Raw genomic sequence first — 13,696 nt, forward strand, 5'->3', positions numbered from 1 at the left:
AGAGAGTCGTCCGTGGAGGCTCGACGATGGCATCTGACCTACATGGATGTTGGGAATGCCAATAAATGTAGGGAACATTTTTGGCCATGCCGCCGAGGGCCAAAAACGTGTTTACACTGGATATCTAACGTCTCTTTGATTTGGCGGTATTTGGTGCGAGTAGCGAACCTAAAGGCTGGGTTATTATTGCCCCAAAGCTTGTTTCGCATGACTGAACTAGCTTTGCTTGGTACTGTTCTGTTAACCAAATTTCAGTAATGATACAAAGTGTCTACGATATCTGTGGCGATTCACACCTGCGATCAAAGTCAATTAAACCTTTGTTTTTTTATGCTTTAATGATCCAATATCACTGTCAATTGATTGGGCTTGTTTATGATTATTAACCTAGGCTATAGCGATATAATTCACATTTTTGTTATGCCAAAACCCGATAGCAACCCAGTATCCCCATTTCAAGGATTTACAACGAACATTTTTTCTGATGAATACCATGCAACTTTGGCAAAGATCTCCAGTTTACCGATGAATGTCATGGAAGTTTATATGAGTAGAGAGGAGTTGATAAAGTTCCGAAGTGACGTTGGTGTGCCGTCGGTGATGCTCCTAGATGCTGAAGTATTGCCTAAGAGGATTAATATGTTCAAACACCATCCCTTTGTGTTCATCACTTGCCTAAATGATGAGGTAGATCTTGTTAGAAGTTTGGAGTTGGACTTTGATTACCCCCCTACAATTGTCGGTATAGACGAGGCTGTTGATGTAAAACTGGATAATTTTAATGTTTACTTGCTTGATGATCTATTACTCGAAAGGATGCAAGAAGTCCTGAAGAGCGAAGTTTTACCGAGCGAATTTAAGGAATACGTTGCAAACCGAGAGCCGAGAGACAAAGTTGAAACAACTTTGAATTTAACATCACGAACACACGCAGTTACAAGACCCAATGAATCCGTCTTGTTAAGCTTAGGGTATAAATTTCAGGATGAAGACCGTTTAGTTGGTGGGGCTGACAAACAGATATTCATTGATGCAATGGTAAACAGCTATAGAGATTTTAAGGAGCAAGTTAAAGAGCATAAAGGCGATAGTAAGTCTGATTTAATAGTATATTCTCCGAGCATCTTCGCTCACCTATATAAATTCAAAAGTAACTTTTGGAATCAAATTGGCAGGCAGTTGAAAGAAAAACGTGAAAGAGAATTTATCATGAATGGAATTTTCAAGAACCCGTCATACTCCGGAACTCATATTCCATTTGAGAATGAAGCCGACTTCCAAAAATTCATGAGTAACAAAATTGTTGGTTCAATGGTTGGCATTAGACAGTTTGAATTGGCTTATACAACCCTTGCAATGTGTAGTTTAGCTATTGCGAATGTGTGCCCGGTTGTTCGATTGCCAAACGCAATCAACTTCCATCATGGGTTGATAAATGATATTGAATCTCTATCTAAATCCACAGCCCAAAGGGCACGAATTAATTTTAATCGAAAGTATCGAGAGTTAGTAGGTTCTATTCAAGAGGAAATAGGGGAGCAACTGATAGATGTTATCAAAGAAAACGAGTCGATAACTTTGTGCACTGATGTTCCTCTAGAATGGGTCAGTATAGATAGAATACCACTGATGTTTACCCATGAAATTTCCAAGATGCATACAACAATGGGTAGCCAATTACTTAAGACATCAATGAATTTTTCAACTTTCAACCTCGAACAACAAGACTTGAAGAAAATCACAGTCATACGTTCGTTCAGAGAACATGATCCTATAAAGCCAACTCTTGAGGCTTCGCTTCGGCATTACATAGAAAAAGATAATGAGATTGAGCTAGAAATCATAGATGTCAGTGACAAGACACAGTTCTTGAACGCTCTGGAAGAGGTGGACACAAAAATTCTCATTTTTGATTGTCATGGTAATCACGGCGGAAGCGACTCACATGGTTGGCTTCAAATTGGTAATGATCAGATCAATACTTGGGAGCTAACTACCGTAGTACCTCCAATTATTATATTGAGCGCGTGCCTTACATCGGCTATAGGTGGCTCCCATGCTTCAGTTGCTAACGGATTCATAGAAAATGGAGCATTGACTGTTCTAGGAAGTGTGCTACCTGTTGATGCTATTAAGTCAGCTACCTTCGTTGGTCGAATAGCTTATCGACTAACTGGATACCTCAAGGCAATAGAAAAGCTTGGTGTGGAAAGTTTAACATGGCGTAAGTTCATCAGTGACTTTTTCAAGATGTCTTTTTGTACTGATATCCTCTCTGAGTTAAGAGATAAATATGAATGGATTGATGAAGAATCCTATCAAGATATTCATATAAAATCTAACTACGCGATCAACCTGAACAAAGTAGAATGGCTTAATGTTTTGGTCAAACTAATTTCAGAGAAAGCAAACAAGTCTATTGAAGAGGTGAATGACACAATACAAGGAATTGGTTTTGTCGAAACAATGAACTACTCACAGATTGGTAGACCGGAAAATATCGTTATCCAACTTAAAAATTTAGAGAGCTAAAAAAGTAATCATTGTGGTAAGCCCAAGGGGGGGAGGGTTGAAGGAGAGGCCAAACATTACCCCTCTCGCTCAAATGAGTTGAATTGGTTTAAATGCAATCTGTCAGTTTCGCTACCTAGATATGACTAGATCTGTAGGTTGCCCAAAAACGGTTCTGTCTAGGGGCGTGCCGAGGTTAAAACTGCTGGCACATCTTTGCCCCTTTCCTTGTTTCGCATGACTGAACTAGCTCTGCTTGGTACTGTCCTGTTGACCAAATTTCAGTAATGCTACAAAGTGTCTAGTGAAGTAGTGGCGATTCAACATGATGTTTTGCATTAGTTTTTATTCATTTACATGGATTGGTGAAAATGATCAAGTCAGAGATGTTTAACCCAAATAAAAGCTTTTTGAGTTTACCAATAGTGTGGTTTGCCGTTTCTACTTTTTTGTTGTTATCATGTGTAAGCATAAGTTTTATTATTTGTAATTCAAACCTAGAGTTAGACTTGTCATATAATGGTTTTAATTCGTTTATTTCAATTTTTAAATTTCCTCTCGGTATTTCAGCTTTAATCATACCAGTTATTGCACTATTGGCTGCCAACCATCGTTCCGAACAAACGAAAGAGCAAATACGAGTAACCAATGCTCAGAATGTTTTTTCAAATTACTATAAGCATATTGAAGAATTTACAAAGTATCTTTCGGAGCGAGTAGATAAAAATATTGATTTGAGATACGCACATAGTAAGTTTTATCCTCGTGCATCCGAGGGGGATTATGAAATTGATCCTAAGCTGATTGACATGTTGGCTTTGCTTGACCAACTCCCAAATGATTTGTTGAAAAATCAACCTAAAACAATTGATGAACCTTTCGATGAAGATTTTGACAAAAATTATTTTGAATTACTTTGTAGTGTAGGTTCCTATATTGACAGAAAAAATGTTGAAATAAGGTTTGCTACTCGTAGTTCAAATGACAAATTGGACAACACCTTTCTTTATGTGGCGATCAGGTTGATTCAGGATGCTTTGTTTTTGATTAGTGATGTAGAAGTTTATTGTAAGTTTTCTATTAATTACCGGAGCCAATTTAAAGTTATTAACAGTAGGTTTATCAACACCAACTCTGCATATGTGTATAAAAAGTCTGAACAGCAAGAGGGGTTAATGAGAAAACGAGGAAAGGAAAAGAAAGAGCAAACATTGGAAGAGGCACATAGTTTGTTTATCAAGCAGCTTGAAAAGGCGGTAGAAGAATCAGAACTAAATTCATAGTGTAGTGGACGAGCAAATCTGGATGTCAGATTAGACGTTTTTAATACCCAAGATAATCGATAGATCACTAATTTAGTAGAATCACTAGCACGGAAATATCCCCATAACAGCCATATTTTTAGCGAGAAAATGATTTAGAATCAAGATGCTTTTCACTGAGGTAACCTACATCAATTTCTTGGCAATATAGGTCAATGTCACGGCAGCCATCTATGAGGCTATCAATGTGGATATTGAGAAATTCGGTATACATATCATCACTAATGTTACTGTAAGAGCCGTAACCTAAAGCATACAGCTGACTATCTGTCACCACCTAAAACCATTCTCTAGCGGGATGTATTCTGTGGCTCCGATAAAGCGTATAGAAGGTATGCTCCATTTCAGCCATGTCTTGAACTTGAACAGCGCGATGAACATACATCGGATAAGGAGTAGAAGTATTAAAAAGTTCATTGAAACGCTGTATTGGATCGACAGACAGACCAATTTTAAATTCATTCTCTCTGCCCATGCCTTCGCTTCGGATAAAATAAATAAACCCTGGTCTTCGTTTATCATGTAGCTGTTGCTTTGCCATTGCTATCTCACCTTTTCATTAACAAGATTCACGTTACTCCAAAACAAACGCTGCTTTTTTCAAGAGAGTCGCTCTTAAATTAGCCTTACTTATAGTAATGTGAGCTGGAGCATTTTGATTATTAACTCTAACACGCTTCTATCCAAAAATGATTTAGCTGTTGATTTTCGGATGATACAAGTAAAGGCCAATTCGAAGAGACTGATAACTCGGTGTAAACACATTTGTGACCTTCCGAGGCATGGCCAAAAATGTTCCTGACATTTTTTGGCATTTCCTCCATCCTTGGAGGTCAGATGATCTCGTGGAGCTCACAAGGGTGTGCTTGCAACGTGTCACAAATGTGTTTGCACGAAAGGCATGCTGCAGGCAATTGATACACCATGAAGTGGTGACATTCCATAACCTTTCAAATACCAGAGTCTGGCAGAGGCTCAAATCAAGGCGTGCTCTATTACGCTACGGCATTAAATTCTACCATTACAAAGGTAACCCCCTAAATTTCGGCAACAAAAAAGGCGTCTTGTTAGACGCCTTTTCTCATCGATAACCTAGTTCTTCTATCTATTACGCTTTCTCTGGAATACGTTCCAGCACGGCGAGGAGTAGCTTCCAGTATTGCTCGACGGTCTCGATAAGTACCATCTCATCTGGGCTGTGTGGGAAGCGGATGGTGGGGCCAATGGAAACCATATCCATCTCTGGGTAAGGCTTCTTGAACAGACCACACTCCAGACCCGCGTGGATCACCATGATGACGGGTTCCTTGTTGTAGATAGACTCATAGGTGTCTTTCACAATCGCCATCACAGGAGAGCTGCTGTCTGGCTTCCAGCCAGGGTAGGCGCCGCTGAATTCTACTTCGGCACCGGCCAGGTTGCTCAGGGCGGTGAGGTAGCCTTCGACTTCTTCGCGGCCCGAGTCGATCAGCGAGCGGATAAGGCAGAGGATGCTTACCGATTCGGCTTCTGTGGTGATCACACCAACGTTGAGCGAGGTCTCGGTCACGCCTTGGCTCTCATCGCTCATGCGCATCACGCCGTTAGGGCAAGCGTTTAGCAGGTCGATCAGTGTCTGCTGGGTGGCTTCGCTCATCACCTGGGTGGCGGCCGGGATCTCGCTGAGGGTCAGCAGCATGTCAGGGTCGGCGATGGCCAGTTCCTGACGGACCAGATCCGTATATTCCTGGATCAGGGTTTCCAGGCGTGGCAGGTTTTCGCTCGGCAGCATGAAGCTGACGCTGGCCTCACGAGGGATGGCGTTGCGCAATGAGCCGCCGCTGAAGTTGGTCAGTTCCAGTGCCAGTTCGTCGGCGTGGTTAAACAGGAAGCGGGCCAACAGCTTGTTGGCGTTGCCGCGGCCCAGGTGAATGTTCACCCCTGAGTGACCGCCCTTAAGTCCTGAGAGTGTTAGGGTGTAGGTCGACAGACTCGGCTCGGCCGCCTGCCATACCATAGGCACAGTGATCTGGGCATCGACGCCGCCGGCGCAGCCCATGTAGATCTCGCCTTCCTGCTCTGAGTCTGTGTTGATCAGGATCTCGGCGTCCAGGTAACCGGCTTCCAGGCCGAATGCACCTGTCATGCCTGCTTCTTCATCTATGGTCAGCAGCACTTCCAGCGGGCCGTGTGGGATGTCGTCACTGCCGAGGATCGCCAGTGCTGAGGCCATGCCGATACCGTTGTCTGAGCCCAGGGTGGTACCCTTGGCCTTAACCCACTCGCCGTCTACATAGGCTTCGATAGGATCTTTCTCGAAATCATGTACCTTGTCGGCGTTTTTCTGCGGCACCATGTCGATATGCGCCTGCAGGGCCACGACCTTGCGGTTTTCCATGCCAGGGGTTGCCGGCTTCTTGATGATCAGGTTACCGACCTTGTCTTCGACAACGCTGAGTTGTTTGTCTTTGGCCCAGTTTTGGATGTATTGGCTTAGCGCCTGCTCATGCTTGGAAGGGTGGGGAATGGCGCAGATCTGTTCAAACCACTGCCAAAGTGCCTGAGGTTGCAATTGACTTAATGTGCTCACGGACAAACTCCTCTGTAATAAAGGTCTTTGAGGTCTAATTTGGCGATAGTCTATCATAGACTCTAGTGGTGCGGGGCCATGAAAGCGGGCGGGAATGCATCAAGTGTCATACTAAGTTGCCACCCGCCAAAAGCCGCCTTAGGGGGCGACATCATTATTTTCATTTGGCATTGGCGCCAGATAGGAGAATAATGCCAACACTCACGGCGATTTAACCTTGCTGGACATGGCCTTAACCCAACCCTCAAACCTTGGGTAAGCGGCCTTACAGAGATGGCAGGGGTTAATATTGTCTTTAGTGAGAGGTTGATATTCACGATAGGCAGGCAAAGATCTGTCAAAGCTCAGGGCGCTTGTATGGCTTATATAGGTGCCAGTTGATTCGGCTAAGACCGAAAACCGCTAGATGAAAAGGATGAGGCATGACCGGGGTTCAATTTATAGATGTAACAGATTCAGAAGCCATTTTTGACGATAACCAGTGGGATGCCGTGGTGCTGGTAACCCATGGCCTAGACGTCATTGCCCAGGAGGAGCTGGCCATGCTGGCCAGCCATGGTGCTCAAGTGGATGCCAGGGTAGGGCGCTCGACCACGCTGTTGTTTGCCCCCGGGCTGGCCGGTGGTCGCCTGATTGTGGCGCCGGTGGCAGAAGGCGACAGCGATATTCAGGATGTGCGCGGCTATAGCGACGCCGCTCGCCAAGGCATAAAAGTGGCCTTCGATGCCGGCGCCAGACGCCCGCTACTGATCGTCACGCCATCGACTCAGGCGAGATATGCGCAGTCCATGGGGGTTGCCGCGCTGGGTTGTGCCCAGGCGTTATGGCAGTCGCTGGAGCGCCGCGAGGCACTGGGTGAGATGGATAACATCTCTAAGATCGGCCTGCTGGTGGATGATAAGGCCGCTGAGCTGCTTAGCGCCATCGAGGCGGGTAAACACCTGGCGCGGGACCTTTGCGGCACAGAGCCGGAGCGTATGTCGGCGCCAGCTTTTGCCCAGTACTGTGTCGATGCACTTGAGGGGCTGGGGTTGACCATGTCTGTGGTGGAAGACAGAGACGTGCTGGAGCGTGACTATCCGCTGCTAAGCGCCGTGGGACGCGCCTCTTTTGCCGTATCAAGGCATCAGCCTAGAGTGGTCAAGTTAGAATATAAGGCCGAGGGGCCTATCGAGCGCAGTTACTTCTTTGCCGGTAAGGGCGTGGTGTATGACACGGGCGGGGCCGACCTTAAGGTTGGCGGCGCCATGGCGGGGATGAGCCGTGACAAGGGCGGCGCGGCCGCAGTTGCCGGCCTGATGAAGACCCTGTCCCTGCTGAAACCAAAAGGCGTTCGTGTGGTGGCCGAGCTTGGCCTGGTGCGTAACAGCATTGGCAGCGAGGCCTTCGTGACCGACGAGATCATCACCAGCCACGCCGGTGTGCGGGTGCGTATCGGTAACACAGACGCCGAGGGGCGTTTGGTGCTGGCGGATCTGCTGTCACACCTCAGACTCAAGGCCCAGGACGCCGTGGCGCCTCAGCTCTTCTCGGTAGCGACCCTGACCGGCCATGTGGTGCGCGCCTACGGCGGCTATACTGCCGTGGTGGAAAATGCCGTGGCGCGTCAGCAGCAGGTGGGTGACAGCCTGCAGGCGATCAGTGAGGCCTGGGGTGAGCCGATAGAGGTATCGCGCCTGCGCCGTGACGATTATCAGAAGATTGTCGATCCTTCTGGCGCGGCGGATGTGTTGTCGTCCAACAACGCGCCTTCCTCCGTGACGGCCAGAGGCCATCAGTATCCCGCGGCCTTCCTGTTGAAAGCCTCAGGGCTGGAGGCCCATGGCCTGACGAGCGACAAGCCGCTGGCCTACACCCATGTGGATATTGCAGGTAGTGCGACCGAGGGTGATCCCCTATATGGCACGCCTACCGCGGCGCCACTTGTTAGTTTGTGTCAGCTGATCCGTGGCTGAACCAAGCAGACCCTAGCCTAGCTGGGCGCAAAATTTGACCGGGGCAAGCATAGGCTTGCCCCTTTTTGTTGCCGGATCACAATAGGGTGAAAAAGCGTGATCTTGCCCCGCCTCGCAATGGGCTTTTGATGTAGTAAAATTACATTTTGAAGGGTTTTTTAAAAAAAACAGAAAAAAAGCTTGTAATAAAACTACATTTAAATATAATGGCTCTCGTTGGTTAGACACAGTGTCTTCCACCTCAAAGTCTATCCAGGATGGATAACTCTCCAAGGAACCGAGCGACAAGTTGACTGCGGCATGGCCCCGGAAATGAAAGGCCTGCCAAGTTTCACTAGAGATTATTTTTTCAACTTTGTTAGGAGTTAATGACTATGTCTTATACAGGAATTCAGCACGTTTATTGGCAGAATACTTGGTTTTGTACCGATGCCCTTCGCGGTGGTCTGTACGCTATGACTTTTAAGGGCTAACTACCCCTGAGATCATTTGAACCTAGTTCACTTGATTAAAGTAGTTGCATCATCCATCAACCTTACCCCATTTGGGGATTTTTAGACTCAAGTTGTCTATTGCTCATTGAGCGGTAGGCCAGTGTAACCCGCTAGCGCGGTAACTCTTTCCTTTCGGAACACTTGAAACATGTCTCGCCTGCTCTTTGAGCAGGCTTTTTTTTGCCTGAAATTTGCCATCTCTGTCTCGTATCCCCGGCGATAAATCTGGCGTAGATCACCTTTATGCAATCGTCTCGAGTCATGGCTCTAATCTGGCTCGCGTTTGCGCAATTATTGCGTATATAATCGTCGCTTGTTATCAAGTCGTTAACTTGGTTTCAACTTTTACCCTACCTAAATAAACCATAATTAAATCAAGGAACCTCGTTCCATGTTAGAAAAAGTATTTAAGTTAACCGAGCACCAAACAACGTTAAAACAAGAGGTGGTGGCCGGATTGACCACCTTTTTAACCATGGCCTATATCATCTTCGTCAATCCCATGATGCTGGCCGATGCGGGCATGGACCATGGCGCCGTGTTCGTCGCCACCTGTCTGGTCGCGGCCGTGGGCTGTCTGGTGATGGGCATAGTGGCAAACTATCCAATCGCCCTGGCACCGGGCATGGGGCTCAACGCCTTCTTTACCTATACCGTCGTTGGCGAGATGGGCTACAGCTGGGAGACGGCGCTGGGCGCGGTATTCCTCTCGGGGATCTGCTTCCTGATATTGTCTTTGGTGAAGATCCGCGAGTGGATCGTCAATAGCATTCCTATGTCGCTGCGTCTGGGGATCGCCGCCGGTATCGGCCTGTTTCTGGCGCTGATTGGCCTAAAGAGTGCCGGCATAGTGGTGGCTAGCCCCGCGACTCTGGTCACCATGGGCGATGTGACTGCCTTGCCTGCGGTGATGTCTGTGCTGGGCTTCTTCATCATTATCGCCCTGGTGCACAGAGGTTATCAGTCGGCGGTGATCATCAGCATCCTGGGGATCACCGCGCTGGGCCTGCTGCTTGGGGATGTGCAATATAGCGGCATGATCTCGACGCCGCCGTCGATTGCGCCCACCTTCATGAAGATGGATCTCTCCAATGTGCTTGAGATCAGCATGCTCTCTGTGGTGTTCGCCTTCCTGTTTGTGGACCTGTTTGACACCTCTGGCACCCTGGTGGCCGTGGCCCAGCGCGGCGGCTTCCTCGACGACAGGGGCAGACTGCCGCGTCTCGGCCGCGCCCTGACCGCCGACAGCAGCGCCACTATCGCCGGCGCCATGTTAGGCACCTCGACGACTACTAGCTATATCGAGAGTACGGCCGGGGTGAGCGCAGGTGGCCGCACCGGACTCACCGCCGTGGTGGTGGGGATCATGTTCCTGTTGTCGCTGTTTATCTCGCCGCTGGCAGGCATGGTGCCAGCTTACGCGACTGCGGGCACACTCTTCTATGTCGCCATCCTGATGATGTCTGGCCTGGTGCATGTGGACTGGGAAGATCTCACCGAGGCGGCGCCTGTGGTCGTGGTTTGTATCCTGATGCCGCTAACCTTTTCTATCGCGACCGGCATCGCCATGGGCTTTGTCGCCTATGCAGGCATCAAGCTCTTCAGCGGTCGCTACAAGGATCTCTCTTTGGGCGTCTTGGTGCTGGCGGCGCTGTTCCTGGCTAAGTTTGTTTATGGCTAAGTTCATCTATGGTTAAGTTCATCTATGGTTAAGTTCATCTATGGCTAGGCGAAGCCGGGAGTTAGCTTTTGGCCTAAGTTGAATTTAACCTGAGCCGAATTTAGCTTAAGTTGAGTGCCAGCCAGCTTAGATTAAAGGTCATACAATGTATGGCCTTTTTTATGGGCTTTTATTGAAGGAAAGTAGACTGGCTCTAATCTTTTATCTTACCCGCTACCATTTGCCCTGGGGATTGGGTATAACTTGGGGTTCGGTTTTTTTCTGTCTAAATGTCAATGAACTTAAGTGAGATAGGCTACCGCCGTGTGGTGGTAAAGTTGGGCACTAGCGTGCTCACCTCCGGATCGCGCCAGCTGGATAAGGCGCATATGGTTGAGCTGGCCAGACAAATGGCTAAGCTGATGAAGTCGGGTGTCGAAGTGGTGCTGTGCACCTCGGGCGCCATCGCGGCCGGACGCGAGCACTTAGGTTACCCCACACTGCCGGATACGGTCGCCAACAAGCAGCTGCTGGCGGCCGTCGGCCAGAGTCAACTGATCCTCGCCTGGTCACAGCTGTTTAGCATCTACGGGCTGCATGTGGGCCAGCTGCTGCTGACCCGTGCCGATCTGCACGACAGGGAGCGTTATCTCAACGCCAGAGACTCACTCAACGCCCTGCTGGCCAACGGCATCATTCCTATCATCAACGAGAACGATGCGGTGGCCACCAACGAGATCAAGGTGGGCGACAACGATAACCTGTCGGCCAGGGCGGCGCTGCTGTGTGATGCAGACTTGCTGATCCTTTTGACGGATCAGAAGGGCCTGTTCGATGCCGACCCAAGGGCTAATCCTGATGCCAAGCTTATCAAGCAGGTGGTCAATATCGACGACAGCCTGCGCAGCCTGGCGGGCGGCGCGGTTTCCGGCCTGGGCACAGGCGGCATGGCGACTAAGCTGCAGGCGGCGGATATTGCCCGCCGCGCCGGAGTCGAGGTGGTGATCGCCTCGGGTCATCATCCTAAGGTGATCTTAGATGCCGTATGTCAGCTGCCGGTGGGCACCCATTTTACCGCGCTGGAAAATCCGCTGGAGAGCCGCAAACAGTGGATCCTGGCGGGCCCGGCGACCAAGGGCCGGCTGGTGCTGGACAGCGGCGCCATTAATGCCGTGACCCTGAAGGGGCGCAGCCTGCTCTCGAAGGGGATAGTGTCGGTGAGCGGTGTGTTCGACCGCGGCGCCACCCTGCAGCTGGTGGATGAGCAGGGGCGGGAGCATGCCAGGGGCATGAGCCGTTACAGCGCCAAAGATCTGCAGAAGATCGCCGGTAAACATTCGGATGAAATTGAGTCGCTGCTGGGCTACGACTACGGCGATGCCATAGTGCATCGCAACGACATGGTGGTCCTGTAAGGTTTTCGGCAGAGTCAATCTGTGCAGATTAAAGATGAGTGGAACAGAAATGATGAACGATAAACAGCAGTACTTAAACACACTCGGTGAGCAGGCCAAGGCGGCCAGCTATGCCATGGCGATCCTCACGGCTTCGCAGAAGCGTGACTTGCTTAGGGTGATCGCCGCTAAGCTTACCGACAAGCGCGAGCAGATAATCAAAGCTAATCAGCAGGATGTGGCCAAGGCGCGAGAAAATGGCCTGAATGACGCCATGATAGACAGACTGCTGCTGGACGAGGCGAGACTATCTGGCGTGATTGCCGACATCGAAAACGTGGTGGCGTTGGCCGATCCTATCGGTAGCGAGCTGGAGAGTCAGCTGCTGGATAACGGGCTGCGTTTATCCCGCCGCCGGGTACCGCTTGGCGTGCTTGGGGTTATCTATGAGGCGCGCCCCAATGTGACCGTGGATATCGCCGTGCTGGCACTGAAGACGGGCAATGCGGTGATCCTGCGAGGTGGCAAGGAGACCCTGGCCTCTAACCTGGCATTAAGCGAAGCGATCAGGGAAGCCATTAGCGAGCAGGGGCTGCCGAGCGATGCGGTGCAGCTGATCCAAGATCCAGACCGTGCCCTGGTCTCTGGTTTACTCAAGCTCGATAAATATGTGGACATGATAGTGCCCCGAGGTGGTCAGAACCTGCAGCGCCTGTGCGCCGAGCAGGCGACCATTCCGGTGATCTTGGGCGGCATCGGTATCTGCCATCTCTATGTGGATAGCGAGGTGGATCAGCTAAAAGCCATAGAGGTGATCGCCAATGCCAAGGTGCAGCGCCCGACCGTGTGTAACGCCCTGGATACTGTGCTGGTTCACCAGTCTATCGCCAAGGTCTTCTTGCCTAAGCTCTATGCCCACTTAAGTGTACTCGGCGTGAGTTTCTATGCCTGTGAACAGGCCCAGGCCATAGGCAAGGATGCCGGCACTGTCACTCATCAGGCGAGTAATGAGACCTTTGGCACAGAGTGGCTGTCGCTGAACCTGGGTGTCAGGGTGGTGGATGATATGGATATGGCGATCGCCCATATTCGCCGCTTCTCCAGTGGCCACTCCGAGGGGATATTGAGCGATAACATTCATGCCACGGCTCATTTCATCAACGAGGTGGATGCGGCGGCCGTGTATGTCAACGCCAGTACCCGCTTTACCGATGGTGGCCAGTTTGGCCTGGGCGCCGAGGTGGCGGTATCGACTCAGAAGCTGCATGCCAGAGGCCCTATGGGGCTCGAGGCGCTTACCACCTATAAGTGGATTGGCGTCGGCGACTACACCGCCCGCGGTTAATCGGGCTAACAGCCTGTGAATTTAAAGGAGCCTTAGGCTCCTTTTCGTTGGCAATCTGAAACCACCTCCTATGGAGGTGGTGATCGTTCCTTCTGGGCTATGCCCGTAGAGTGCTCATGCTAGATACTCACAGTTGTTTGTTACCAGCAAATAAAAGGAGTAAATAGCATGAGCAGATATGAATCCGCTTCTTACGTTTTCTATCGTTGCCAGTATCACATTGTGTGGACCCCGAAGTATAGATATAAGATTTTGAGAGGAAATGTTGGCAAGGAGCTTTATCGAAGTATTTATGTGTTTTGTAGCATGAAGAAATGTTCTGTTGTGGAATTGAATGTTCAAGTAGATCACGTACATCTTGTGGTAAGAACTCCTCCAAGCTTGAGTGTTTCAGAGCTAATGGGGACTTTGAAAGGTCGTACGGCGATAAGGTTATTTAATAAATT

Annotated in this window: 9 protein-coding genes; 7 read left to right on the forward strand and 2 right to left on the reverse strand. The window is 49.3% G+C overall.

Going from position 1 to position 13,696, the window contains the following annotated elements; all coding sequences use genetic code 11:
* Positions 1 to 375: 375 nt before the first annotated feature.
* Entirely contained in the window at positions 376 to 2,532 is a 2,157-nt protein-coding gene (locus AYI87_RS16025) for a hypothetical protein (RefSeq protein WP_144203728.1), read from the forward strand.
* A gap of 350 nt (positions 2,533 to 2,882) precedes the next feature.
* On the forward strand, positions 2,883 to 3,794 hold the full coding sequence (locus AYI87_RS16030) for a hypothetical protein (RefSeq protein ID WP_144203729.1): 912 nt from the start codon (positions 2,883 to 2,885) through the stop codon (positions 3,792 to 3,794).
* A gap of 316 nt (positions 3,795 to 4,110) precedes the next feature.
* Here AYI87_RS16030 and AYI87_RS16035 read toward each other — a convergent pair whose 3' ends face one another.
* Together AYI87_RS16035 and AYI87_RS16040 are read right to left on the reverse strand one after the other, a co-directional pair.
* A complete protein-coding gene (locus tag AYI87_RS16035; RefSeq protein ID WP_144203730.1) occupies positions 4,111 to 4,374 on the reverse strand; it encodes a GIY-YIG nuclease family protein in 264 nt (87 codons plus the stop codon).
* A gap of 567 nt (positions 4,375 to 4,941) precedes the next feature.
* Complete coding sequence (locus AYI87_RS16040) at positions 4,942 to 6,402, reverse strand: aminoacyl-histidine dipeptidase (RefSeq protein WP_144203731.1); 1,461 nt, start codon at positions 6,400 to 6,402, stop codon at positions 4,942 to 4,944.
* Between the two features lie 422 nt (positions 6,403 to 6,824).
* On the opposite strand from AYI87_RS16040, the gene AYI87_RS16045 reads away from it, so the two are divergent.
* The 5 genes from AYI87_RS16045 to tnpA all read left to right on the forward strand — a co-directional run.
* Positions 6,825 to 8,357, forward strand: coding sequence for a M17 family metallopeptidase (locus AYI87_RS16045; RefSeq protein WP_144203732.1), 1,533 nt, complete (start codon positions 6,825 to 6,827; stop codon positions 8,355 to 8,357).
* A gap of 885 nt (positions 8,358 to 9,242) precedes the next feature.
* Complete coding sequence (locus AYI87_RS16050) at positions 9,243 to 10,532, forward strand: NCS2 family permease (protein WP_144203733.1); 1,290 nt, start codon at positions 9,243 to 9,245, stop codon at positions 10,530 to 10,532.
* A 275-nt stretch (positions 10,533 to 10,807) separates the two neighbouring features.
* A complete protein-coding gene (proB, locus tag AYI87_RS16055; protein WP_041406688.1) occupies positions 10,808 to 11,926 on the forward strand; it encodes a glutamate 5-kinase in 1,119 nt (372 codons plus the stop codon).
* 49 nt (positions 11,927 to 11,975) lie between these two features.
* Positions 11,976 to 13,250 (forward strand): glutamate-5-semialdehyde dehydrogenase, encoded by a 1,275-nt coding sequence (locus AYI87_RS16060; RefSeq protein WP_144203734.1) that lies wholly within the window; start codon positions 11,976 to 11,978, stop codon positions 13,248 to 13,250.
* A 168-nt stretch (positions 13,251 to 13,418) separates the two neighbouring features.
* On the forward strand, positions 13,419 to 13,696 hold a 278-nt coding region (tnpA, locus tag AYI87_RS16065; protein ID WP_144203735.1), incomplete at its 3' end, for an IS200/IS605 family transposase.

Origin of the sequence: Shewanella sp. KCT, from assembly GCF_007636505.1 — a bacterium.
Taxonomy (GTDB): Bacteria; Pseudomonadota; Gammaproteobacteria; order Enterobacterales; family Shewanellaceae; genus Shewanella; species Shewanella halotolerans.